General features: G+C 74.3%; 19 protein-coding genes. 5 read left to right on the top strand and 14 right to left on the bottom strand.

Features of this window, described 5'->3' with window-relative positions:
- Nucleotides 1–64: 64 nt before the first annotated feature.
- Nucleotides 65–1,507: an aldehyde dehydrogenase family protein gene (locus M1O15_RS23855; RefSeq protein ID WP_248636191.1), complete on the bottom strand. Its 1,443-nt coding sequence runs from the start codon at nt 1,505–1,507 to the stop codon at nt 65–67.
- A gap of 167 nt (nt 1,508–1,674) precedes the next feature.
- Nucleotides 1,675–2,715 carry an EamA family transporter gene (locus M1O15_RS23850; RefSeq protein WP_248636190.1) on the bottom strand — a complete coding sequence of 347 codons (1,041 nt, stop codon included), beginning with the start codon at nt 2,713–2,715 and terminating at the stop codon, nt 1,675–1,677.
- Between the two features lie 174 nt (nt 2,716–2,889).
- On the opposite strand from M1O15_RS23850, the gene M1O15_RS23845 reads away from it, so the two are divergent.
- On the top strand, nt 2,890–3,780 hold the full coding sequence (locus M1O15_RS23845) for an MEDS domain-containing protein (RefSeq protein ID WP_248636189.1): 891 nt from the start codon (nt 2,890–2,892) through the stop codon (nt 3,778–3,780).
- The gene (locus M1O15_RS23840) at nt 3,777–4,739 is read left to right on the top strand and encodes an anti-sigma factor RsbA family regulatory protein (RefSeq protein ID WP_248636188.1); all 963 of its coding nucleotides are present in this window, start codon (nt 3,777–3,779) and stop codon (nt 4,737–4,739) included. Before M1O15_RS23845 ends, M1O15_RS23840 begins: the two co-directional genes overlap by 4 nt.
- 19 nt (nt 4,740–4,758) lie before the next feature.
- On the opposite strand, the gene M1O15_RS23835 is transcribed toward M1O15_RS23840, so the two are convergent.
- Nucleotides 4,759–6,315 carry a PucR family transcriptional regulator gene (locus M1O15_RS23835; RefSeq protein WP_248636187.1) on the bottom strand — a complete coding sequence of 519 codons (1,557 nt, stop codon included), beginning with the start codon at nt 6,313–6,315 and terminating at the stop codon, nt 4,759–4,761.
- 200 nt (nt 6,316–6,515) lie between these two features.
- Nucleotides 6,516–8,873: a type IV secretory system conjugative DNA transfer family protein gene (locus tag M1O15_RS23830; protein WP_248636186.1), complete on the bottom strand. Its 2,358-nt coding sequence runs from the start codon at nt 8,871–8,873 to the stop codon at nt 6,516–6,518.
- 537 nt (nt 8,874–9,410) lie between these two features.
- On the opposite strand from M1O15_RS23830, the gene gabT reads away from it, so the two are divergent.
- Complete coding sequence (gabT, locus tag M1O15_RS23825; RefSeq protein ID WP_248636185.1) at nt 9,411–10,745, top strand: 4-aminobutyrate--2-oxoglutarate transaminase; 1,335 nt, start codon at nt 9,411–9,413, stop codon at nt 10,743–10,745.
- A 78-nt stretch (nt 10,746–10,823) separates the two neighbouring features.
- Here gabT and M1O15_RS23820 read toward each other — a convergent pair whose 3' ends face one another.
- Nucleotides 10,824–11,213: a hypothetical protein gene (locus M1O15_RS23820; RefSeq protein ID WP_248636184.1), complete on the bottom strand. Its 390-nt coding sequence runs from the start codon at nt 11,211–11,213 to the stop codon at nt 10,824–10,826.
- A 489-nt stretch (nt 11,214–11,702) separates the two neighbouring features.
- Here M1O15_RS23820 and M1O15_RS23815 point away from each other — a divergent pair, with 489 nt between their 5' ends.
- The gene (locus M1O15_RS23815; RefSeq protein WP_308282391.1) at nt 11,703–12,281 is read left to right on the top strand and encodes a phosphatase PAP2 family protein; all 579 of its coding nucleotides are present in this window, start codon (nt 11,703–11,705) and stop codon (nt 12,279–12,281) included.
- Here M1O15_RS23815 and M1O15_RS23810 read toward each other — a convergent pair.
- The 8 genes from M1O15_RS23810 to M1O15_RS23775 all read right to left on the bottom strand — a co-directional run bounded on the left by M1O15_RS23810 (nt 12,217) and on the right by M1O15_RS23775 (nt 22,326).
- Nucleotides 12,217–14,016, bottom strand: a complete 1,800-nt coding sequence (locus M1O15_RS23810) for a chitinase (RefSeq protein WP_372499568.1) — start codon at nt 14,014–14,016, stop codon at nt 12,217–12,219. The genes M1O15_RS23815 and M1O15_RS23810 overlap by 65 nt on opposite strands.
- Before the next feature lie 185 nt (nt 14,017–14,201).
- Entirely contained in the window at nt 14,202–14,681 is a 480-nt protein-coding gene (locus M1O15_RS23805) for a hypothetical protein (protein WP_248636182.1), read from the bottom strand.
- A 186-nt stretch (nt 14,682–14,867) separates the two neighbouring features.
- Nucleotides 14,868–16,286 (bottom strand): NAD(P)/FAD-dependent oxidoreductase, encoded by a 1,419-nt coding sequence (locus tag M1O15_RS23800; protein WP_248636181.1) that lies wholly within the window; start codon nt 16,284–16,286, stop codon nt 14,868–14,870.
- Nucleotides 16,287–16,311: 25 nt separating this feature from the next.
- A complete protein-coding gene (locus tag M1O15_RS23795) occupies nt 16,312–17,115 on the bottom strand; it encodes an ABC transporter permease (protein ID WP_248636180.1) in 804 nt (267 codons plus the stop codon).
- On the bottom strand, nt 17,115–18,056 hold the full coding sequence (locus M1O15_RS23790) for an ABC transporter permease (RefSeq protein WP_248636179.1): 942 nt from the start codon (nt 18,054–18,056) through the stop codon (nt 17,115–17,117). The genes M1O15_RS23795 and M1O15_RS23790 overlap by 1 nt, the downstream gene beginning before the upstream one ends.
- Nucleotides 18,053–19,210 (bottom strand): ABC transporter ATP-binding protein, encoded by a 1,158-nt coding sequence (locus M1O15_RS23785; RefSeq protein WP_248636178.1) that lies wholly within the window; start codon nt 19,208–19,210, stop codon nt 18,053–18,055. The genes M1O15_RS23790 and M1O15_RS23785 overlap by 4 nt, the downstream gene beginning before the upstream one ends.
- A 77-nt stretch (nt 19,211–19,287) precedes the next feature.
- Nucleotides 19,288–20,535 (bottom strand): polyamine ABC transporter substrate-binding protein, encoded by a 1,248-nt coding sequence (locus M1O15_RS23780; protein ID WP_248636177.1) that lies wholly within the window; start codon nt 20,533–20,535, stop codon nt 19,288–19,290.
- Nucleotides 20,536–20,769: 234 nt separating this feature from the next.
- Nucleotides 20,770–22,326 (bottom strand): gamma-aminobutyraldehyde dehydrogenase, encoded by a 1,557-nt coding sequence (locus M1O15_RS23775; RefSeq protein ID WP_248636176.1) that lies wholly within the window; start codon nt 22,324–22,326, stop codon nt 20,770–20,772.
- A gap of 247 nt (nt 22,327–22,573) precedes the next feature.
- Between M1O15_RS23775 and ybiA the strand changes: the two genes are divergently transcribed.
- Nucleotides 22,574–23,134 (top strand): riboflavin biosynthesis intermediates N-glycosidase, encoded by a 561-nt coding sequence (gene ybiA / locus M1O15_RS23770; protein ID WP_248636175.1) that lies wholly within the window; start codon nt 22,574–22,576, stop codon nt 23,132–23,134.
- A gap of 716 nt (nt 23,135–23,850) precedes the next feature.
- Here the strand turns inward: ybiA and M1O15_RS23765 are convergent.
- Nucleotides 23,851–24,561 (bottom strand): DUF4190 domain-containing protein, encoded by a 711-nt coding sequence (locus M1O15_RS23765; protein WP_248636174.1) that lies wholly within the window; start codon nt 24,559–24,561, stop codon nt 23,851–23,853.
- Nucleotides 24,562–24,590 lie beyond the last annotated feature (29 nt).

The raw sequence follows: 24,590 nt of genomic DNA, 5'->3' as shown, positions 1-24,590 counted from the left end.
CGCCCGCACGGGAGGTGGGCCCGCCCCCGTCGCCTCGCGGACGGAGAGGGGCGGCCCCGGGGTGTCAGAGCGCTAGGCCGGTGAGGACCAGGACCCGCTCGTAGGTGTAGTCGTCCATCGCGTAGCGGACGCCCTCGCGGCCGACGCCGGACTGCTTGGCGCCGCCGTAGGGCATCTGGTCGGCGCGGTAGGAGGGGACGTCGCCGATGATCACGCCGCCGACCTCCAGCGCGCGGTGGGCGCGGAATGCGGTCCGCAGGTCATGGGTGAAGACACCCGCCTGGAGGCCGAACCTGGAGTCGTTGACCGCGGCGAACGCCTCGGCCTCGCCGTCCACCTTGTGCAGCGAGAGCACCGGGCCGAAGACCTCCTCGCGGGCGAGGGTGGCGGTGGCCGGGAGGTCGGCGAGCACGGTCGGGGCGTAGGTGGCGCCCTCCCGCTTGCCGCCGGTCAGCAGCGTGGCGCCGGCCGCGACGGCCTCGTCCACCCAGGACTCCACCCGCTTGGCGGCGTCCTCGCTGACCAGCGGGCCGACGTCGGTGGTGTCGTCGGACGGGTCGCCGGTGCCCTGCTTCTCCACGGCGGCGACCACCTTGGCGGTGAGCCGGTCGTAGACGGAGGCGTCGGCGATGACCCGCTGCACCGAGATGCAGGACTGGCCGCCCTGGTAGTTGGAGAAGGTGGCGATCCGGGTGGCGGCCCAGTCGAGGTCCTCCTCGCTCGCCCAGTCGCCGAGCACGACCGCGGCGGCGTTGCCGCCCAGCTCCAGGGTGCAGTGCTTGTGCGGCACCGACTGCTGGATGGCGTAGCCGACGGTGTCGGAGCCGGTGAAGGAGATGACCGGCAGCCGCTCGTCCTTGACCAGGGCGGGCATACGGTCGTTGGTGACCGGGAGGATGGACCAGGAGCCGGCCGGCAGCTCGGTCTCGGCCAGCAGCTCGCCGAGGATCAGCCCGGAGAGCGGGGTGGCCGGGGCGGGCTTGAGGATGATCGGCGCGCCGACCGCGATCGCCGGGGCGATCTTGTGGGCGCAGAGGTTCAGCGGGAAGTTGAACGGGGCGATGCCCAGCACCACGCCCTTGGGGAAGCGGCGGGTCAGTCCCAGGCGGCCGGTGCCGCCGGCGTCGGTGTCCAGCCGCTGGGCGTCGCCGCCGTTGAAGCGGCGGGCCTCCTCGGCGGAGAACCGGAAGACGGAGACGGCGCGGCCGACCTCGCCGCGGGCCCACTTGATGGGCTTGCCGTTCTCGGCGGAGATCAGCTGGGCGATCTCCTCGGTGCGCTCGGCCAGCCGGCGGGAGACATGGTCCAGGGCGGCGGCGCGGACATGGGCCGGGGTGGCGGAGAACTCGTCGATCACCGCGTGCGCGGCGGCCACGGCCTCTTCGACCTGGGCCTCGCTGGGGACGCTGACCTGGGCGACGACCCGGCCGTCCCAGGGGGAGGTGACGTCGAAGGAGGTCTCGCCGGTGGCCTCGCGGCCGGCGAGCCAGAAGGCGGTGGCAGTCATGCGGTTCCCGGCCCTTCAGAGGTAGTGGGGTTTCGTCCTCACACGGTAGGGCCGGGACGGCGGACCGGTGTTTGTCCGGGATGGAGTAGTGCGGCGGGCGGGTGTGCCGTTCCGTACGGTCGGCTCCGGGCCGTCGGCCTCGGCGCCGCGCACGGCGGATACGGCGGTCAGCCGCGGCGCTCGGTGGAGACGATCAGGCAGACCCCGCCGACCACGATCGCCCCACCCAGGGCGATCGGCCAACTCACCGCCTCGCCCAGGATCAGAGCGCCCAGGGCGACGGCGACCACCGGGTTGACGTAGGCGTAGGTGGCGGTGAGCGACAGCGGGGCGTGGTGCAGCAGCCAGGCGTACGCGCTGAACGCGATCAGCGAACCGAAGACGATGAGATAGCCGAGGGCGGTCCAGGAGCGGGCGGAGACGGCGCCGAGGTCCAGTCCGTGCTGCTCGCCGCGGGCCAGGCCGACCAGGGCGCAGGCCAGGCCGCCCGCCACCATCTCGTACGCGCTGGTGGCGAACGGGTTCTTCGGCATCGGCAGCCGGGAGGAGGCGAAGGAGCCCAGCGACCACATCAGGGTGGCGGCCATCACGGTCAGCACGCCCCAGACGCGCACCTCGCCGCTGATCCCCGGAAGGGTGAGCACGGCGAGCCCGGCCAGTCCCAGCAGCACCCCGAGGTAGGCGCCGCGCCCGGGCCGCTCGCCAAAGGCGGTGCGCAGCAGCACCACCCAGGCCGGGACGACCGCGATGAGCAGGGCGGCGAGGCCGGAGGGCACGGTGGTCTCGGCCAGGACGACGAGGCCGTTGCCGCCGAGCAGCAGGAGCAGCCCGACCAGGGCGGCGGAGGCGAGCTGGGCGCGGCTCGCCCGCAGCACCCCGGGCCCGTACCGGCACACCAGCAGCAGGGCGAGCAGCAGCCCCGCGGCGACGAACCGGACCCCGGCGGAGAGGAAGGGCGGCATGGTCTCCACGACCACCCGGATGCCGAGGTAGGTGGAGCCCCACACCACGTAGACGATGCCCAGCGCCGCCCAGACCGCGGCGCCGAAGCGGCGGCGGCCGGTGGCCGGCGGGGTGTCGGCGGGCGGGGACCCGGCGAGCGCGGCGGCGGAGGCCGCCGGTTCCACGGCGTCGACGGGTGCGGCGTCGGCGGGCACGGCGTCGGAGGCCGTCGGATCCGAGGCCGGATCCGCGGCGGGGCTTGTCATGTGCAGACCTTAGGCAGCGGATGGCTGCGATGGCCACGGATACGCCCGATACCGGGCAGCGGGAGCGGGCCGGCCGGCGGAGGAGGCACGGGTGTCCGGTGACCGGCCGATGGCGATACCGTGAAGGCCGCCGCCACGGTGGGGCGCGCGTACGACCGCACGGAAGGGGACCGCATGACCGGGAGCAACGACACGCGTTCCGGGCCGGCCCCGGCCTCCGCGCCCAACCACGTCTGCGCCTGCTACTCCGACGACCGCACCTGGGCCGACCTGGCCTACGGCTTCCTGGCCCCCGCGCTGGAGCGGGGCGAGCGGCTGTACTACTTCGCCGACGCCACCGACCCGGACGCCGTGCTCGCGGCGCTGGCCGCCCGGGGCATGGACGTGGCGGCCGCCCGGGTGCGGGGCCGGCTGGAGGTGTTCACCGCGGACGACACCTATCTCGCCGCCGGGCCCTTCGACCCCGACGCCATGGTCGGCCAGTGGCACGACGCCACCGCCCAGGCGCTGGCGGACGGCTGCACCGGGCTGCGGGCGATCGGCGAGATGTCCTGGTGCGCCCGGGACGTGCCGGGGGCGGACCGGCTGCTGGAGTACGAGCTGCGCATCCACCGCGAGGTGTTCGCCCGGCTGCCCCGGCTCAGCGCCCTGTGCCTCTACGACCGCCGGCTGATCCCGGACGCGGACACGGCGGTGCTCACCGGCGCCCACCGGGCCGCGCCCGTCCACCCGCCCGGTGAGGCCCCGCCGGCCCGGCCGCCGCTGCGCGCGCTGCCGCACCCGCACGCCCCGGGCCTGGTCCTGGAGGGCGCCCTGGACCACGACGGCCGTACCGCCACCCGCGGGGTGGCGGCCGCGCTGTCCCGGATGGCCGACGACGGGGACGCGGAAGTCGACCTGAGCGCCCTGGAGTTCGTCGACGTGGTGGGTGCGGGAGTGCTGGCGGAGGCGGCCAGGTCGCTGCCGGCCGGCCGGAGCCTGCGGGTCAGCGGCGCGCCGCCCACCCTGCACCGGCTGCTCGGTCTCTTCCCGGAGCTGCGGGCCGGTCTGAAGGTCGTGCGATGACCACCAGTGTGCTCACCGACCCGGTGCTGCCGCCGGGTGAGTCCTTCGCCCACCCCGCCCTGTCCTACCGGGACGAGCCGGACTTCCTCCGGGCGGTCGGCTCCTTCGTCCAGGACGGGCTGGAGGCCGGCCGGCCGGTGCTGGTGCTGGTCCCGGGGCCCCGGCTGGAGGCGCTGCGCGACCTGTTCGGCGGTGACGGCGGCGCGGTGTGGACGGACATGGCGGAGGCCGGCCGCAACCCGGGACGGGTGCTGTCGCTGCTGGCCACGTTCGCCGCGCGGCGTCCGGGGCGCCCGGCCCGGGTCGTCATGGAGCCGATATGGCCGGGACGCGACCGTGCCGAGACCGTCGAGGCGGCCCGGCTGGAGGCCCTGGTGAACCTGGTCTTCGCCGACCGGCCCACCGCCTTCCTCTGCGCCTACCAGGAGCCCGCCCTGCCCGCGGACGTGATGGCGCTGGTGCGCCGCACCCATCCCGCGCTGCTGGACGCCGGTGCCCGGGGCGCGCGGGAGTGCGCCGAGTACGCGGACCCGCTGGCGGTGTGCGCGGAGTGCGACGTCCCGCTGGAGGAGCCGCCGGGGCCGGTCGCCGTGCTGCCGTACACGGACGGCGACCTGGCCGCGGTGCGCGCCTTCCTGGCCGGCCGGCTGGAGGGTACGGCGCTGAGCGCCGCCCGCCGCTCCGATCTGGTGCTCGCGGTCACCGAGGCGGCCACCAACTCGCTGCGGCACGGCGGCGGCCGGGGCACCCTGCGGATGTGGAGCACCCCCGGGCGGGTGCATGTGGAGACCCGGGACACCGGCCGGCTGGACGACCCGCTGGCGGGCCGGTTCCGCCCGGACCCGACGGCCGCCTCCGGGGGCCGGGGGCTGTGGATGATCAACGAGCTGTGCGACCTGGTGCGGATCCGCTCCTCGGCCGACGGCCTGGTGCTGCGGATGTCGATGGACCTGCGCTGAGCGGGCCCCGGGGCCTGTCTCAGGGCTTGTCGCCGGCGGCCTTCAGGGCCAGCCACAGCTCCATCCGGACGTCCGGGTCGTCCAGCGAGCGGCCCAGGATCTCCTCCACCCGGCGCATCCGGTAGCGCAGGGTGTGGCGGTGCACGCCGAGGTCGGTGGCGGCGGCGTCCCACTGGCCGTGCCGGGACAGCCAGGCGCGCAGCGAGGCGACCAGGTCGCCGCGGCCGGTGGCGTCGTGCTCGCGCAGCGCCCGCAGCAGCCCGTCGGCGAAGGCCCGTACCGCGTCGTCGGCGAGCAGCGGCAGCACCGAGCCGGCCGCCAGGTCCTCGTGCTCCACCAGGGCGCGGCCGCGCCGGCGGGCCACCGACAGGGCCTGCTCGGCCTGCTTGTAGGCGGTGGCCGCGGCGATCGGGCCGGTCGGCGCGGACAGGCCGACCACCACCCCGGCCTCGTCCGACTCACTCTCCGCGTAGCCGTCGCAGGCGGTCGCCACCGCGCCGCCGTCACCGGCCAGCATCACCAGCCGCTCGTCCCCGTCGGGCACGGTCAGCACCGACTCACCGGCCCGCGCGGCGGCGGTCTCCAGCGCGTCGGCGAGGGCCCGCAGCGGCGGTTCGGCGGCCGGGTCGCGCTCCCCGGAGGCCGGTTCGGCGACCAGCATCCGGAACGGGGCGTCCAGCAGCCCGCCGTAGAGGTCCCCGGCGACCGCGCGCGCGTGGTCCGGCTGCCCGGCCAGCAGCATCCGCAGCACCGCCGCGCCGAGCCGCTGCTCGGCGGCCTGGAGGGAGCGGGAGCGCTCGGTGGTGAGGGTGAGCAGGGCGATGGCCGAGTGCACGGCGTACCGCTCGGCGGTGCCCAGCGGGGCGCCGGTGCCGACCGCGAGGGCGCCGCGCACCCGGCGGCCGCTGCCCAGGGACTGCAGCTCCACCCGCTCGTCGCTGGAGCCGACCACGGCGCTGGCCGGGGCGGCCCGCTCGCGCAGCCGCTCCACGTCCGGGGTGAGCCGGGCGGCCCGGCGCGCCGCCCAGTCGGGGGCCGCGAAGACCACCGCGCCGGAGGCGTCGTAGAGCGCCGCCCAGCCGTCCATATGGGCCGCCAGCCGGGCCACCACGGCCTCCGGGCCCTCGGCGAGCGCCGCCCGGGTCAGCTCCCGCTGCACCTCGAACCCGGCCGTCACCGCCTTGTACTGCTCGGCCGCGATCGCCGCGGAGACCGCCTTGGAGATGGCCAGGAAGGGGGTGCGCCGAGGCACCTCAAGGAGTGGCAGGTCCGCCTCCCGGGCCGCGTCGAGCAGGGCGTTGGGGATGGCGTCGTAGTTCACGCCGACGGCGAAGCCGAGCCCGGCGACCCCGGCCCCGGCGAGCCGCCGCACATAGCGGCGCATCGCCTCGGGGTCCTCGGCGTCCAGGTTGGTGGCGGTGACCAGCAGCAGTTCCCCGCCCTCCATGTACGGGACGGGGTCGGCCAGCTCGCTGGCGTGCGCCCAGCGGACGGGCGTGTCGAGGCGGTCCTGCCCGGCGCGGACGGTGAGCTTCAGCGCCGAGTGCTGGACGAGCGAGGCGAGCGTGGGCGGCATGGCGGGACCGTGGTGCTTTCAGGCGGCGGGGCGGAGGCGTGCTGCGGGGGTGCGGGAGCCGTGCGGACGGTGCGGTCCGTTCGCGTGCGGTTGGCGTGCGGGAGCCTTGTGGACGGTGCGCGCGACCCTTCCGCGGCCCACCCGGGGGACGGTCCTTTTCGCCGTCGCGTATGAACCGCTCCCTCGATTGTGCCAGCCTGTCACGTCCGCAGGTCGACCAGCAGGGGTGGCGTGTGGTCGCCGCGCACCTCGGAGAGCGAGAGCACCGCGTGCCCGGCCGGGACGGAGTGGGCCAGGTCGGAGGCGGACCAGCGCTGCCGCTCGACCTCGCGGACGGTGACCGCCTCCGCGGTGGCCGCCTTGCCGGTGACCAGCCGGCGGACGAAGTGCATCGCCTTGGTCAGCGGCTCGTCGGAGATGATCTGCCGGTTGGTGACGTCCCGGGTCTGCACCCACTCGGTGCCCCAGGTCTCGGCGAACCGGCCGCCGTCCCAGGGCCCGATCCCGGCGAACGCCATCCGGCAGCCGACCGCGCCCAGCAGCGGGCCGCGCAGGGTCTCCGGGACCTCCTCCAGGCTGCGCAGCGCCAGCACCACACCCGCGTGGGCGGAGCGCAGCCGCTGCACGGCGCGGACCGAGTCGGCGGTGACGGTGCGGGTGGCGTCGTCCAGCACCAGGCAGGCGAAGAGCGAGCGGTCGGCCCGGGCGAGCGCCGCCTCGGCGAACTGGGCCAGCAGCAGCCGGGCCACGATCCGGGAGGCCTCGGCGTGGCCGCGCTCCGGCAGGTCGACCCGGACCCGCAGCGGGTGCTCGATGGCCCGCAGGGTGAGCCGGGGCGCGTCGCCGCCCCGCTGCGCACCGGCGGGGCGGAAGAAGCGGGCGAGGGCCGGGCGGTCCAGGAAGGCGATCCGCTCGGCGAGCAGCGGCCCGGTGTCGTCCCCGCGGCCGGCCCCGCGGGCCCGGGCGTCCAGCTCGCGCAGCTGGGCCGGGTCACCGGCGACGGCGTCCCGCAGCGCGGCCAGCGCCTCCGGGGCGCCGTCCAGCAGCTCCCGCAGCTCCGGTACGGGCGGGAAGTGGCCGTGGGCGGCCCGGTAGGGGCCGATCAGCCGGGCCAGGGTGGTGGCGGCCCGGCGGCAGTCCGGCACCAGGTCGCCGACCAGTGCCTCGGCCAGCGTCCCGGCCGCCTCGTCCGGGTCCTCGGCGCCGCCGTACAGGTCGAGGTCGTGGGTGGAGTCCTCGCGGCCCACGGAGACGACCACGTCGAAGGACTCGTCCGGAGCGAGCGCGGCGCCCTGGGCGGTGACGGCGACCACCGAGGCGCGCCCGGCCAGCGCCTGGAGGCAGAGCGACTCGGTGACCGGGCGGGTGAGCCGTACCGTCTTGCCCGAACCGGCCGGGCCCACGGCCAGCAGCGAGGTCCCGAGCAGGGCCGGCTCCAGGGCGACCCCGGTGGTGCGGCGGGCGTAGGGGTTGCGGGGGTGGTCGGCGGCGGTGCCGATCCGCACCTGGCCGGTGACCAGGTCGTGGACGGCGGTACGGACCGGGAGGTCGCGGGCGCCGGAGGGGTGGGCGCAGGCCGCCGGGCCGTACGCCCGCACCGCGTCGGCGAAGGCGGGCAGCCGTCCGGGGTGGGTGCGCACGCCCTGCCAGGCGCGGTGGATCCGGGCGTGGTCCACATCGCCGAGCGCCCCGGAGCGGGTGGCCTCGGCGAGCCGCCCGGCCGCCTCGGCCAGCCCGGCGTCCCGCACCTCGGGCCAGTCGGCCGGGTCGGCCTCCGGGGGCGCCGGGACCGGGCCGCCGTCCGCCCCGGCGAGCCGCCGCCGCACCGCGGGCCAGCGGCCGACCCGCCCCACGGCGGCCAGCACGGCGGCGACCAGCAGCGCGTAGTAGACGTTGGACACCGTCAGCAGCCACTCGATCCGCGGCATCTCCCGCCAGACGCCCGGCACCAGCACGAACAGCGGCCAGATCGGCACGCCCCAGCGGCGCCACACCTCGGCCCAGTTGCCGACCCGGCCGAAGGTGTGCGCCAGCAGCGCCAGGACCAGGCCGTACCAGAGGTAGGTGGCCCCGGCGTAGAGCGCGAAGTCGGGGTGCCCGGGCGACTGCCACTCCTTGGGCACCAGCCACACCATGGGCAGCAGCCACCAGTCGTCGACGAAGATCCACCAGCCTTCGAGGTAGCCGTTCCACAGCAGGGACCAGACCAGCCAGCCGCAGAGGTACGCGATGAGCGCGCCGTTCACCAGCTGCCGGGCCGGGACGGTGTGGTGCTCCTCCGCCGGCCGCTCCACATGCCCCAGCCGCCAGATCCCGGGCGCCGCCGCGGGCCGCGGCAGCCGCAGCCACTCCGCGAGCGCCGGCCGGGTGGCGGGTGCGTGCGCAGGGCGCGCGGGGGCCCCGTACGGCCCCGCGGGCGGACCGTACGGCGAGGGCGGTACGGCCGGAGGCGGTCCGGCCGGAGGCGGCCCCCCGGCAGGCGGTCCGGCCGGGCGGGGCACCGGGTTGGCCCGGGTACCGCGCGCGTCCCGCGCGTCGAACGTGCTGTCGGAATCCATGAACCGCCGCCCCCTGACCAGCCAGGCCCGCTGAAGTGCACGGCCAATCTAGTGGCAGACGGTGGGGAGTTCACCGAGGACGACGGGTGTCGGGGCGCGAGGCGGCCGGTTCCGGGGCGCGGGGGCGGCCCGGTGACGGGTCCGGGGCGACCGGTCCCGCGGCGCGGGCGGGGCCGGTCTCGGGGCGGCGTCATCAGTTCCGGGGCGCGGGGGCCCGGGGGGGGTCTCCCCCGGCCGGGGGAGGCGGATCCCCCTGACGGGCGAGGCGTACGGGGCGGCCGGGGCGCACTCTGGACGGGTGAGGGCGGCGCGCCCGGACGGGGGTCGGGCGCGCCCCGCTCACGGTCCGGGCCACGGGCGGACCGGGCAGCATCCGATCCCCCATCCCTCGCGGACCCGCCCTATGTCCGCCACGGACAAGGACACCCCCCGCACCACTCCCGAACGGCGCATGCCCGCACCCCTCCCCCACCCCTAGCCTGCGGAAGAAAGACTCTGAAGACCCGAAAGCGTCCCGATCACCCCCAGGAGCCCCGCATGACCGCAATCCCGCAGGAGCGCCGCGTCGTCACCGCCATCCCCGGCCCGAAGTCGCAGGAGCTTCAGGCCCGCCGTACCGCCACGGTCGCCGGCGGCGTGGGCTCCGTACTGCCGGTCTTCACGGCCCGCGCGGGCGGCGGGATCATCGAGGACGTGGACGGCAACCGCCTGATCGACTTCGGCTCCGGCATCGCCGTGACCTCGGTCGGTGCCTCCGCCGAGGCCGTGGTGCGCAGGGCCTCCGCCCAGCTCGCCGACTTCACCCACACCTGTTTCATGGTCACCCCCTACGAGGGCTATGTGGAGGTCTGCGAGGCGCTGGCCGAGCTGACCCCGGGCGACCACGCCAAGAAGTCCGCGCTGTTCAACAGCGGTGCCGAGGCCGTCGAGAACGCGGTGAAGATCGCGCGCTCGTACACCAAGCGCCAGGCGGTCGTGGTCTTCGACCACGGCTACCACGGCCGCACCAACCTCACGATGGCGCTGACCAGCAAGAACATGCCGTACAAGAACGGCTTCGGCCCGTTCGCGCCCGAGGTCTACCGGGTCCCGGTCGCCTACGGCTACCGCTGGCCCACCGGTGCGGAGAACTGCGGCCCCGAGGCCGCCGCCCAGGCGATCGACCAGATCTCCAAGCAGATCGGCGCCGAGAACGTGGCCGCCATCATCATCGAGCCGGTCCTCGGTGAGGGCGGCTTCATCGAGCCGGCCAAGGGCTTCCTCCCGGCGATCAGCGAGTTCGCCACGGACAACGGCATCGTCTTCGTCGCGGACGAGATCCAGTCCGGCTTCTGCCGCACCGGCCAGTGGTTCGCCTGCGAGGACGAGGGTGTCGTCCCGGACCTGATCACCACGGCCAAGGGCATCGCGGGCGGTCTGCCGCTCGCCGCGGTCACCGGCCGCGCCGAGATCATGGACTCCGTGCACGGCGGCGGCCTGGGCGGCACCTACGGCGGCAACCCGGTGGCCTGCGCCGGTGCGCTGGGCGCCATCGAGACCATGAAGGAGCTCGACCTCAACGGCAAGGCCAAGCGCATCGAGGAGGTCATGAAGGGCCGCCTCGCCGCGATGCAGGAGAAGTACGAGATCGTCGGCGACATCCGCGGTCGCGGCGCCATGATCGCCATCGAGCTGGTCAAGGACCCCGCCACCAAGGAGCCCCACCCGGAGGCCGCCGGCGCGCTCGCCAAGGCCTGCCACGCCGAGGGCGTCCTCGTGCTGACCTGCGGCACCTACGGCAACGTGCTCCGCTTCCTGCCCCCGCTGGTCATCGGCGAGGACCTGCTGAACGAGGGCCTGGACATCATCGAGAACGCCTTCGCCGCGCTCTGACGGCCCCTGGCCCCGATGCTCTCCGTGTGCCGCCGCCCCCACCGGGCGGCGGCACACCCGCACCTGGACCCCGAACCCTCAGCCCACCCGCCCGACCAGGTCGCCCCTCAGCTCTTCCCGGAGTTGCTCCGTGGTCACCGGGGCGCCGGTGCCGCGTCCACGGTCGAGTTCGCCTTGGAGCAGGCCGACGGCGTCCTCCAGGACTTCCAGGACGGCCGGCGAGACGATGACCGCGACGGTCTCGCCGTCGGGGCCGGTGAGGGAGAGTGAGGGGGCCTCATGGGCGAAGGCCAGCGCCTTCCCGCCGTCCAGGGCGGGGATCTCGCCGTCCTGCTCGCGCCGGGTCAGCTCGTCCCGGGCGCCGGCCACATAGCGGGCGATCGCCTCCAACTGGCGGGCCGCCTCGGTGAGCGGGAGGGTGTCGATCGTTCCCCGTCGGGCGTATCCATCGAACTGTGCTGGATCCATGGGGGCAACGTGGCACAGCGTGACGAGGGTCAGCAAGGAAGTGTCACCCCTGGCAGGGGCGGAGGGAACATGCTTCCGCACTCACGAGCAACTACGCTCCCGTCACCCCCGCCCCACCCCGAACAGCGGTCGCACCGGATGTGACGAGGGGCGGCCGGTTGTGAAGAGGTCGTGGGGGGCCGATGGCGGGATGGGGATCCGGGTGTCCGGCCCTCGCGCCCTGCCGTACGGTCTGAGCGGATGAGAGAGACACCCCGCCCGCAGGGGACTGCGGGCGACCATGGTGCGGAGCCTCCCCAGCCCCGTACCGGCAGCGCCCAGGCGCACACCGCTGGAGCTTCCCGCTCCGGAAGTCCTCTCCGGTCGGACGGCCGCCCGCCCCACACCCCCCGGGGCGCGCGGCACACCGACGAGGCCGGCCCTCCCGGAACCACCCCCCCTGTTCCGGGACGGCCGGCCCTTCTCGTTCTTCTGCTGCCGCTGCTCGCGGTGCTGCTGTTCGGCGCTGCCACCTGGCAGGTGCTCGCCCGGGGCCCGGTGGTCCGGCTGGACGAGCGGATCAGCGGGGGGCTGGTCGGCGCGGTGCCGGCGCCGCTCGCCGAAGCGGGCGCCGACCTGGGCAATATGCCGGTCGCGGTGCCGGTGCTGCTGGTCGCCGTGGTCTGGGCGCTGCGGCGCGGGGCCCGGGCCGCGGCCGGGTGGGCGGCGGGGGCGATGCTGCTGGTGCCCGCCCTGGTGGTCCCGCTGAAGCTGCTGGTGGACCGGGTGGGGCCGATGACCGAGGCGAGCGGCTACTACCCCTCGGGGCACACCGCCACGGCGATGGTCGCGTACGGCGGTGCCGCGCTGCTGGCCCGGGAGCGGTGGCGCTGGGCGGTGCCCGCCGCCGTGGTGCTGACGGCGGCGACGGGCACCGGGCTCATGCTGCGCGGCTACCACTGGCCGCTGGACGTGTTCGGCAGCCTCTGCCTGGGCGTGCTGCTGCTGGCGCCGCTGTGGTGGGTCAGCTCCAGCGGTAGGCGTCGAAGTTCCGGGCGAACTCCCCGCCGCCGAACCGGTCCCAGTTGATCGACCAGCTCATCAGCCCGCGCAGCGCGGGCCAGCTGCCGTGGGTCTGGTAGGAGCCGCAGTCGGTCTTCCTGGTGAGGCAGTTCAGGGCCTTGGTGACCTCGGCGGGCGGGGTGTGGCCGTTGCCCGCGTGGGGGGTGGCGGGCAGTCCGATGGCGACCTGCTCGGGGCGGAGGGCGGGGAAGAACCGCTGGGCGTCGCCGGCCACCGGGAAGCCGGTGAGCAGCATGTCGGTCATCGCGATGTGGAAGTCGGCGCCGCCCATGGAGTGGTACTGGTTGTCCAGGCCCATGATCGGCCCCGAGTTGTAGTCCTGGACGTGCAGCAGGGTGAGGTCGTCGCGCAGGGCGTGGATGACCGGGAGGTAGGCGCCGGCCCGGGGGTCCTGGCCGCCCCAGGGCCCGGAGCCGTAGAACTGGTAGCCGAGCTGCACGAAGAAGGTCTCCGGGGCCATGGTGAGCGTGAAGCCGGGGCCGTACTTCGCCTTGAGGGTTTTGACGGCGGCGATCAGGTGGGTGATCACCGGGGTGGTGGGGTTGCGGAAGTCGGTGTCACCGGTGTTCAGGGAGAGGGAGTGGCCCTCGAAGTCGATGTCCAGGCCGTCCAGGCCGTACTCGTCGATGATCTTCGAGACGGAGGCGACGAAGGCGTCCCGGGCCGCCGTGGAGGCGAGTTGGACCTGCCCGTTCTGGCCGCCGATGGAGATCAGCACCTTCTTGCCGGCGGCCTGCTTGGCCCTGATCGCGGCCTTGAACTCGGCGGGCGTCTCGACGTTGGGGCACTCGGTCTTCGGGCAGAGCGCGAAGCGGATGTCCCCGGAGGTGACCGAGGTCGGCTCGCCGAAGGCCAGGTTGATCACGTCCCAGGAGTCGGGGACGTCGGCCATCCGGGTGTAGCCGGAGCCGTTGGCGAAGCCGGCGTGGAGGTAGCCGACCAGGGCGTGTGCGGGCAGGCCGCCGCCGGGCGGCGGGTCGGTGGGGCCGCCGGGCGCGGTGCTGGCGGTGACGGCGGCGGACTTCGGTGACTCACCGGCGCTGTTGGTGGCGGTGACCTCGAAGCGGTACGCGGTGGCGGCGGCCAGTCCGGTGACGGTGGCCGAGGGGGCGCTCGTGCTCAGCGCCTTCGCCCCGTCGCGGTAGACGGTGTAGCCGGTGGCGCCGGGGACGGCCGGCCAGGTCAGCGGGACGGTGGTGGAGGTGGGCGTCCCGGCGGTGACCGAGGTGGGCGCGGCCGGGAGCTGCACCGGGTCGCCGCCCGGGCCGGTGAGGGTGAGGTCGTCGGCGTGGTAGGCCCCGGTGCCGTACCAGCCATGGGTGTGCAGGGTGACCGAGGTGGTGGCCGGGCCGGTGCGGAAGGTGGTGGTCAGCCGCTGCCAGTCGGGGGCGGACTGGGTCCAGGTGGAGGCGTCGGCGGTGCCGGTCCCGGTGGCGCCGAGGTGGACGTAGCTGCCGCGCACCCAGCCGGCCAGGGTGTACGAGGAGTCGGGGCGGACGGCGACGCTCTGGGTGCAGCGGGCGTTGTCGGAGCCGGCCGGGGTGGCCTTCAGGGCGGAGGTGCCGCCGTGCACCGGGGAGGTGGTGACGGCTCCGCTGCCGGCGGTGCAGCTCCAGCCGTCGAGCCCGGCCTCGAAGCCGCCGTTGCGGACCAGTTGGGCGTCCTCGGCGGCTCGGGCGGCGGTGGGCGCCAGGGCTCCGGCGGCCAGGAAGAGGACGAGGCCGAGGGCGGAGGCAAGCAGCGGACGGGAGGGGGTGGGGGCGCGTCTGGACACGCGGCGGGCGGTGCGGGGCACGACTGCCTCCGGGATGGGGGGAGTTGGGGTGCGGCACCGCACAGAGTTGGTCCAGACCAATGCACTTGTCAATGGCCCGGACGCCCCCGAATCTCATCCGCCCCCGCCTGGCTCCGCGAGGCGCCCCCGCCTCACCCCGCCAGCCGGGCCGCCGCCTCGTGCAGGGCCAGTTCCAGCACCGCCGGTTCGGTGAGGGTGCCCCGGCCGTCCGGGAGGACCAGCCAGCGGGACCCGGCGGGGGTACGGGCGGGGTGGGGCGCGGCGATCCAGGCGCCCGGGCCGGCCGCCCGTATCCCGGTGCCGAACCAGCGGGCCGCCGTGCCGGGTGGGACGAAGAAGCCGAGCCGCCCCTGACCGGCGCCGGCCAGCACCGGACCGGGCCGGGCGGCCAGCCGGGAGAGCACGTCCAGGGTGGCGTACCCCAGGTCGCCCGGGGCGATCAGCACGTCCCAGCGGCGCCCGGCCGGCAGCAGCACCACGCCCAGCGGGCCGCGCTCCCACTCCCAGCGGCAGGCGCCGGGGTCGGGCGCGGCCGCCGCCAGCCATTCGACCGCGGCCCGTACCGCCTCCGCCGCCGCTTCCCCGTGGTCCCGTCCCCGCGTACCGCTCATCGTCCGCACGCCTCCCGCGTTCCCCGTGTGTCCGCACCACCCCATACCGGCGGTGCGCTCACACGATCGGACGACAACCCGTGGGGATGATGACGCGGCTTCACCGGATCTTCGGTGGTGAAGGAGGCTTACGGGGGCGCACTGGGGGCGCTCATACGATGAACGCCCCCGCACCGGCGAGAGCTCTCAGCTGTCGAAGCCGAGGCCCAGCCGGTCCATGGTCTTCAGCCACAGGTTGCGCCGCCCGCCGTTGGCGTCGGCGCGGGCCAGGGACCACTTGGTGAGGCCGATGCCCGCCCAGGCGATCGGCTCCGGCGGGAAGGGCAGCGGCTTGGAGCGGACCATCTCCAGCTCGGTGCGCTCGGTCCGCTCCCCCGCCAGCAGGTCCAGCATCACGTCCGCGCCGAACCGGGTCGCCCCGACGCCGAGCCCGGTGTACCCCTGCGCGTAGGCGACCCGGCCCTCGTGCGCCGTGCCGAAGAACGCCGAGAAGCGCGAGCAGGTGTCGATGGCGCCGCCCCAGGCGTGGCTGAAGCGCACCCCCTCCAGCTGCGGGAAGCAGGTGAAGAAGTGCTCGGCCAGGGTGAGGTAGGTCTCCGGGCGCTGGTCGCGCTCGGCGCTGACCCTCCCGCCGAACGGGTAGATCGCGTCATAGCCGCCCCACAGGATCCGGTTGTCCTCCGACAGCCGGAAGTAGTGGAACTGGTTGGCGCTGTCGCCGAGGCCCTGCCGGTTGCGCCAGCCGATCGAGGCCAGCTGCTCCTCGCTCAGCGGCTCGGTCATCAGCGCGTAGTCGTAGACCGGGACCGTGTAGTGGCGCAGCCGCTTGACCAGCGAGGGGAAGACGTTGGTGCCGAGCGCGACCTTCCGGGCCAGCACCCGGCCGTAGTCGGTGCGCACCGCCATCCCGGAGCCGGCCCGCGCCAGCTCGTGGCCGCGGGTGTTCTCGTAAATCCGCACCCCGAGGCCGAGGCAGGCCTCCTTCAGGCCCCAGGCGAGCTTGGCGGGGTTGAGCATGGCGACTCCGCGCCGGTCCCAGAGTCCGCCGAGGAAGGTGGGCGAGTCGACCTCGGCCCGTACCGCCTCCCGGTCCAGCAGCTGGAGGCCGTCGGCCAGGCCGAGCCGCTCGGCCTCCGCGTACATCTCGGCCAGCTCGTCCACCTGGTGCGGCTCGGTGGCCACGTCGATCTCGCCGGTGCGCTCGAAGGCGCAGTCGATGCCGTAGCCCCGTACCGCGGCCTCGATACCGTCGAGGTTGGCCTCGCCGAGCCGCTCCAGGGTGGCCAGCTCCTCCGGCCAGCGGGCCAGTCCGTTGCCCAGACCGTGGGTGAGGGAGGCGGCGCAGAAGCCGCCGTTGCGCCCGGAGGCGGCCCAGCCCGCCTCCCGGCCCTCGATGAGCACCACGTCCCGGCCGGGGTCGCGCTCCTTGGCGATCAGCGCGGTCCACAGCCCGCTGTAGCCGCCGCCGACGACCAGCAGGTCGCAGGTCTCGGTGCCGGTGAGGGCGGGCAGGGCGCCGGGCTTGCCGGGGTCTTCCAGCCAGTAGGGGACGGGCTGGGCGTCCGAGAGCGATCGTGCAGCGGTTCGCATGGCGACGGGGGCCATGGCTTCCAACTCCCTCAGGGGTGGTTCAGGGTTGTGCGGCGCGGTTGCGCCTGCGGGCCAGCAGCTGGCCCACCACGACCACCAGCACCGCGATGGCGAACATCGCCGTGCCGATGACGTTGATCTGGACGGGCGTGCCGCGCTGCGCCGAGCCCCAGACGAACATGGGGAAGGTCACGGTGGAGCCCGCGTTGAAGTTGGTGATGATGAAGTCGTCGAACGACAGCGCGAAGGCGAGCAGCGCGCCGGCCGCGATACCGGGGGCGGCGATCGGCAGGGTGACCCTCAGGAAGGTCTGCACCGGCCCCGCGTACAGGTCCCGGGCGGCCTCCTCAAGCCGCGGGTCCATCGACATCACCCGGGCCTTGACGGCGGTGACCACGAAGGACAGGCAGAACATGATGTGGGCGATCAGCACCGTCCAGAAGCCCAGCTGCGCGCCGAGGTTCAGGAACAGCGTCAGCAGCGAGGCGGCCATCACCACCTCGGGCATCGCCATCGGCAGGAAGATCAGCGAGTTGATCGCGCCGCGCGCCCGGAAGCGGTAGCGGACCAGCGCGAAGGCGATCATCGTGCCCAGCACGGTGGCGCCGATCGTGGCCCAGGTGGCGATCTGGAGCGACAGCGAGAGCGAGCCGCACATGTCGGCCACCCCGCAGGGGTCGCGCCAGGCGGCGGTGGAGAACTCCCGCCAGGCGTAGTTGAAGCGGCCCGCCGGGTCGTTGAAGGAGAACACCATCACGATGACGTTCGGCAGGATCAGGTAGGCGAGCGTCAGCAGGCCGGCGAAGACGACCAGCCGGCGGCGGATCCAGCGCAGCAGCACCATCAGACCAGGTCCTCCGTTCCGGCCCGCCGGATGTAGACGGTGACCATGATGAGCACCACGGCCATGAGGATGAACGACAGCGCGGCCGCCGTCGGGTAGTCGAGCACTCGGAGGAACTGCGACTGGATGACGTTGCCGACCATCTTGGTGTCGGTGGAGCCCAGCAGCTCGGCGTTGACGTAGTCGCCGCTGGCCGGGATGAAGGTGAGCAGGGTCCCGGAGACCACGCCCGGCATGGAGAGCGGGAAGGTCACCTTGCGGAAGGTGGTGGCCGGGGAGGCGTAGAGGTCGCGGGCGGCCTCGTGCAGCCGGCCGTCGATCCGCTCCAGCGAGGTGTACAGCGGCAGGATCATGAACGGCAGGAAGTTGTACGTGAGGCCGCAGACCACCGCCATCGGGGTGGCCAGCACCCGGTCGCCCTGGGTCCAGCCGAGCCAGTTGGTGACGTCCAGGACGTGCAGCGCGTCCAGCGCGCCGACCACCGCGCCGCCGTCGGCCAGGATGGTCTTCCAGGCCAGCGTGCGGATCAGGAAGCTGGTGAAGAACGGGGCGATGACCAGCACCAGGATGAGATTGCGCCAGCGCCCGGCCTTGAAGGCGATCAGATACGCCAGCGGGTAGCCGAGCAGCAGGCAGAGCACGGTCGCGGTGCCGGCGTACAGCAGCGAGCGCACGTACTGCGGGTAGTACTCGGCCAGCGCGTCCCAGTAGGTGGCGAAGTGCCAGGTGACCTGGAAGCCCTTCTCCAGCGAGCCGGTCTGCACCGAGGTGGAGGCCTGGTACACCAGCGGCAGCGCGAAGAAGACCAGCAGCCAGAGGATGCCGGGCAGCAGCAGCCAGTACGGGACCAGCCGGCGGCGGGTCGGCGGCTTGCGCACCTCGCCGGCGGCCGGGGCGGTGGTCAGCGGCGGCGGGGCCGCCTCGGTGGTGGTGCCGGTCATGCGGCGTCCTCCACCTTCTGGGTGCCCGCGTCGATGGCCTGGTCGGCACCGAGGCCGAAGGTGTGCGCGGGGTTCCAGTGCAGGACGACCTCGGCGCCGGGGGCGAGCCGGGAGTCGCGCTCGACGTTCTGCTCGTACACCTGGAGCCCGCTGCCGGCCGGGCCGTCCACCACGTACTGGGTGGAGACCCCGATGAAGCTGGAGGCGGTGATGGTGCCGGTGAGCCGGTTGCGGCCGTCCGGGATCGTCCCGGCGTCGTCGGCGTGCACCAGGCTGATCTTCTCGGGGCGGACGCCGACCAGCAGCCGGCCGCCGGCGGCGGTGGACGCCTGACATCGCCCGGCCGGCAGCCGCAGCTTCCCGCCACCGGCGCTCACCACCAGGTCCTCCGAGGCGCCCTCCACGATCTCGGCGGGAATCAGATTCGACGTGCCGAGGAAGTTGGCGACGAAGGTGGTCTGCGGGTTCTCGTAGAGGTCGGCGGGCGCGCCCAGCTGCTCGACCCGGCCGCCGTTCATCACCGCGACCTGGTCGGCCATGGTCATGGCCTCCTCCTGGTCGTGGGTGACGTGCACGAAGGTGATCCCCACCTCGGTCTGGATGCGCTTGAGCTCCAGCTGCATCTGGCGGCGCAGCTTGAGGTCCAGGGCGCCCAGCGGCTCGTCCAGCAGCAGCACCTGGGGGTGGTTGATCAGGGCGCGGGCGACCGCGACCCGCTGCTGCTGGCCGCCGGAGAGCTGGTGCGGGCGCTGCTGGGCCCGGTCGCCCAGCTGCACCAGCTCCAGCATGTCCCCGACCTGCTTCTTCACCGACTTGACGCCCCGGCGGCGCAGCCCGAAGGCGACGTTCTCGTAGATGCTCAGGTGCGGGAAGAGCGCGTACGACTGGAAGACGGTGTTCACCGGCCGCTTGTACGGCGGCAGGTCGGTGACGTCCCGCTCGCCGAGGTGCACGGTGCCGGTGGTGGGGTCCTCCAGCCCGGCGATCATCCGCAGGGTGGTGGTCTTGCCACAGCCGGAGGCGCCGAGCAGGGCGAAGAACGAGCCCTGCGGAATGGTCAGCTCCAGCGGGTGCACGGCGGTGAACGAGCCGTAGGTCTTGCTGATCCCGGTCAGACGGACGTCGCCGCCGGTGCTCTTGGTGTCAGTCGTCATGGATTGCGGTCCCAGGGTGTCGAGGGGGATGCGGGGCGGGTACGCCGGGACGGGCCGGAGGAGCGGGGGCCCGGGGCTCAAGCACCGATGAGCTTGCCGAACCTCTCCTCGTACGCCGTCTCCTCGTCGGAGGTCAGCGAGCGGAAGGCGTGCGACTTCGCCGCCATCGCCTTGTCGGGGAGGATCAGGGTGTTGCCCGCCAGCTCGGGGTCGATCTTGGCGAGCTCGCCGCGCACGCCCTCGACCGGGCAGACGTAGTTGATGTACGCGGCGAGCCGGGCCGCGTTGGGCAGCTCGTAGTAGTAGTCGATCAGCTTCTCGGCGTTGGTCTTGTGCCGCGCCTCGGCCGGGACCAGCAGGTTGTCGCTGGAGGTGATGTAGCCGGCCGAGGGGATGGCGAAGCGGATGTCGGGGTTGTCGGCCTGGAGCTGGATGACGTCCCCGGCCCAGGCCAGACAGGCCGCGATATCGCCCTTGGAGAGGTCGGCGGTGTAGTCGTTGCCGGTGAAGCGGCGGATCTGCGAGGTGTCCACCGCCTTCTGCAGCCGCCCGGCGGCCGCGTCGAAGTCGGCGTCGGAGAACGTCCCCGGGTCCTTGCCGAGGTCCAGCAGGGTCATCCCGATGGAGTCCCGCATCTCGGAGAGGAAGGACACCTTCCCCTTCAGCCTGGGGTCGTCCAGCAGCTGGGTGACCGAGTCCACCTTCCGCCCGCCGGTGGCCTTCACGTTGTAGGCGATGACCGTGGAGATACCGGTCCAGGGGTACGAGTAGGCGCGGCCCGGGTCCCAGTCGGGGCGGCGGAACTGGGCGGAGAGGTTGGCGTAGGCGTTCGGCAGGTGGGCGGAGTCCAGCCGCTGCGCCCAGCCGAGCCGGATCATCCGGGCGGCCAGCCAGTCGGTGACGCAGACCAGGTCCCGCCCGGTGTCCTGCCCGGCGGCCAGCTGGGGCTGGATCTTGCCGAAGAACTCGACGTTGTCGTTGATGTCCTCGGTGTACTTGACCGAGATCCCGGTGCGCCGGGTGAACTCCTGCAGGCTGGGCCGGCTCTTCTCGTCGTCGCTGACGTCGATGTACTGGGTCCAGTTGGAGAAGGTGAGCCGCTTCTCCTGGGCCGAGTGGTCGGTGGACGCCGGCCCGCCGCCCTCCCGCTTGGCCGGCGGGATGCCGCAGCCGCTCAGGGCGGCCAGCGAGCCCGCGGCGAGCGCCCCGTAGCCGCCCGCCCGCAGCAGCGAGCGCCGGGTGAGGGCGCCCCGGCCGCTGGTCAGGCTGCGCCGCATGGCGGCCGCCTGGGCCGCGGACAGGCTCTCGGGCTGGTACTGCTCCATGCGCTGCGCCTTTCGGTGCGGTCGGGATACGGGGGCGGTCGGGATACGGGGAGGGGTGGCGGGTGCCGCGCCGGGACCGGGGACCTGGGGGCGGCGGCCGGGGTGTCCGCTCCGCGGACCGCGCCGTCCGCCCTGCGGGCCACCAGTTGACACGGGCGGCGGCCGTCCGGTCCAGAGCCTTCCGGTATCCGATCCGCAAAGCCGCGCCGCCGGCGGCTCATCACCCGACCCGGATCACCGGTCGCCGAACACCGTCCTGTGCCAGTCCTTCCGGGCCACCGCGGTGTTGTCGAACATCACATGCTTGACCTGCGTGTACTCCTCGAAGGAGTAGCTGGACATGTCCTTGCCGAAGCCGGAGGCCTTGTACCCGCCGTGCGGCATCTCGCTGATGATCGGGATGTGGTCGTTGACCCAGACGCAGCCCGCCTTGATCTCCCGGGTGGCCCGGCCGGCCCGATAGACGTCCCGCGTCCAGGCGGAGGCGGCCAGTCCGTACGGGGTGTCGTTGGCGAGCGCCAGGCCCTCCTCGTCGGAGTCGAAGGGCAGCACCACCAGGACCGGGCCGAAGATCTCGGCCTGGACGATCTCGCTGTCCTGCGCCGCCCCGGTGATCAGGGTGGGGCGGTAGTAGGCGCCCGCGTTGTGCGGGGCGACCCCGCCGGTGACCACGGTGGCGTAGGCGCGGGCCCGGTCCACGAAGCCGGCCACCCGGTCCCGCTGGGCGTGGCTGATCAGCGGGCCGAGGTCGGTGCCGGCCTCGAAGGGGTCACCGAGCCGGACGGCGGCCATCAGGTCGGCGACCCCGCTGACGAAGGCCTCGTACAGCGGGCGCTGGACATAGGCGCGGGTGGCGGCGGTGCAGTCCTGGCCGGTGTTGATCAGGGCGCCGGCGACCGCGCCGTTGACGGCGGCCTCCAGGTCGGCGTCGTCGAAGACCACGAACGGCGCCTTGCCGCCGAGCTCCAGATGGAGCCGCTTGACGGTGGCGGTGGCCAGTTCGGCGACCCGCTTGCCGACGGCGGTGGAGCCGGTGAAGGAGGTCATCGCCACGTCCGGGTGGGACACCAGGTGCTCGCCCGCCTCCCGGCCGGCGCCGGTGACGATGTTGACGACACCGTCGGGGATGCCGGCCGCGGTGGCCGCCTCGGCGAAGAGCAGCGAGGTCAGCGGGGTCAGCTCGGCGGGCTTGAGCACGATGGTGTTGCCCGCGGCGATGGCCGGGAGCACCTTCCAGGCGGCCATCTGGAGCGGGTAGTTCCAGGGCGCGATGGAGCCGACCACCCCGATCGGCTCGCGCCGTACGTAGGAGGTGTGGTCGCCGCTGTACTCGCCGGCCGACTGGCCCTGGAGGTGGCGGGCGGCACCGGCGAAGAAGGCGGTGTTGTCGATGGTGCCGGGCACGTCGAACTCGCGGGTCAGCTTCAGCGGCTTGCCGCACTGGAGGGACTCGGCGCGGGCCAGCTCCTCGGCGCGGGCGTCCAGCTCGGCGGCGAAGCGGTGCATGGCCTCGGAGCGCTCGGCGGGGGTGGCCCCGGCCCAGCCGGGCAGCGCCTCGCGCGCGGCGGCGACGGCGGCGTCCACATCGGCGGCGCCCGCCAGCTCGTAGGTCAGCACCTCCTGCCCGGTGGCCGGGTCGACCACCGTGTACTCCCGGCCCGAGCTGCCCGGCCTGAGCCTTCCGGCGATGTGGTTCGCCCCGGCGGCGAAGCGGTCGAGCCCCGGGAAGCGGTCGGCCGGCTTCTGGTCGTCCTGCCCCTGCCGGTGGTCCGGCTCCTGGCGGTTGCCCATGGCGTTCTCCGTTGTCCCAGCGGGTGTGTCCGGTGCGGGTCTCTCGTGTAGGTCGGCCGCGCCCTCCGGCGGCTCCCTCCAGTGTGGCGCCGACCCGAATTGAGTGCCGATCCTGGCAGAGGGGTGCTTACCAGCCAAGTGATTCCGTTGTTGCCTTTTGGTTACGCGACGGATTCGGTCGACCATGTGTCGCGTGGCCGGGGAAATACCGTACGGACTGTCAGTGGCGGCTGGAAGACTCGCGTGCATGGGGAAGATCGAGGAGTTGCGGGCCCGGATCGACGGCGGGGAGCGGGTGCGGTACCTGCCCTTCTGGGGGCACCGGCCGCGGCCGGACGGCAGGCTGGGCCCGAGCTGCCTGAGCCAGTGGTGGCCCTCGCCGTTCACCGTCGACGGGGTGGAGTACGCCACCGCGGAGCACTGGATGATGGCCGGAAAGGCCCGCCTCTTCGGCGACGCGGAGGCCGAACGGCGGGCCGTTGCGGCGTCGAGCCCGGCGCTGGCCAAGAAGGCGGGGCGGCTGGTGCGCGGCTTCGACGAGGAGACCTGGGCGCGGGAGCGGTTCGGGATCGTGGTCGAGGGCAGCGCGCACAAGTTCGCCGCGGATCCCGGGCTGGCGTCCTATCTCCTCTCCACCGGTGACCGGGTGCTGGTCGAGGCGAGCCCGATGGACCGGATCTGGGGCATAGGCCTGCCCGCGGACGACGAACGCACCCTCGACCCGGCCCGCTGGCGCGGACTCAACCTGCTGGGCTTCGCCCTGATGGAGGCCCGCACGCAGTTGCGGACGGAGGCTGGGGCCGCCTGACGCCGGGGCGGCGGTACGGGGGCGGGGCCGGGACCGCGACGGCCCGACGTCCGGGCGCGTCAGGGGGCGGCGGGGACCCGGGCGGCAGCCTGACGTCGTGGCGCGTACGGGGAGAGCGGGCGGCGTACGGGGAGGGCACGCGGCGCGAGTCCCAGGTGGGCGCGCGCCGCCGCACGTGCGCCCGAGCGACCGCCACGCGTGCGGCTCCAGTCGCCGCCGTCCCAGGCCACCTGACGTACGGCGCCTTCGGGGGGCGGCCCTGCGGCGGGAGACACCGACTACGGGCCCCCAGGGCCCAGGTTCCGGCGGAGAGGCCCCGGCGTTCGGCGCGTACGGGGCGACCGCCACGCGTACGGCCCCAGCCGCCGCCCCAGGCCACCTGACGTACGGCGCCTTCGGGGCGGCCCTGCGGCGGGAGACACCGGCTACGGGCCCCCGCGGCCCGGGTCCCGGCCGGGAGGCCCCACCGTCCGAGGCGCGGTCCTCCGGACAGGCGCCGCCCGCGCGTGCGTGCTCCGGTCGGCGGGCATGCGTGGGGCCCGGCGGCCGCCGCCGTGTGGGCCCCCGGGCGGCCGTCACTCGTACGGCCCTGAGGAACCCCGCGCATACGGGCCGGGGCTCGGGGCCGCGCCCCGACCGGGGGGTGGGCCCAGGGCTCGGCCCCGTCGGGTCGAGTGGGCCCGGGGCCGCGCCCACATCCGGGGGCCCGGCCCGGGTCAGTGCGGCCGGAGGGGGGATCCGGAGTGGGAGACGACCAGCGCGGAGTCGTAGCGGGGCGGGTCGGGGTCGGAGTAGTCGTCGCGGTCCTGGGCGATGGACCAGATCAGGAAGGCGAGGAAGCCCGCGCCGATGGCGATGGCGACCGAGCCCAGGATCACCCCGGCCAGGGCCATCCCGCCGTTGTCCGCCTCGCCGCGCCGGGCCTTCTTGCGGCCGATCAGGCCGAAGATCAGGGCCAGGATGCCGAGGATGAGCCCCAGTCCCCAGGCGCAGAAGAGGACCACGCCGATGATGCCGAGCACCAGCGCGGCGACGCCCATGCCGTTGGACGGGGCGGGGGCGCCCCAAGTGCCGTAGCCGGGGTAGCCCGGGTAGCCGGAGGCCGCGGGGGGCGGCGGCACCGGGTAGCCGTAGCCGCCGGAGGTCACCGTCGGGTCCGGGTAGCCGTAGCCGCCCGAGGTCACGGTGGGGTCGGGGTAGCCGTAGGGGGAGGTCGGCGCCGGGCCGCCGGGGGCGGTCGGCGGCGGGGGCACCTCACCACCGGCCCCGGGCATCGAGGTCATGGTCGGGAAGTCGTGCACTCCCGGTGAGCGGTTCCCGGGCGGGTTTCCGGGTGGGGGCGTCACCGGCGGATCGGCCGGGCGCTCCGGGGACGCCCCGTCCCCGGGCGGTGCCCACGGGTCGTACGGGTCGTGCTTCTCTGACATGAACTCCCCCATCCGTGTACCGGTCATGT

It is taken from the genome of Streptomyces lichenis (assembly GCF_023218175.1).
In the GTDB taxonomy this organism is placed as follows: domain Bacteria; phylum Actinomycetota; class Actinomycetes; order Streptomycetales; family Streptomycetaceae; genus Streptomyces; species Streptomyces lichenis.
The sequence above is the reverse complement of the archived record's forward strand: the minus strand, read 5'-3'. Positions and strand labels throughout refer to the sequence as shown.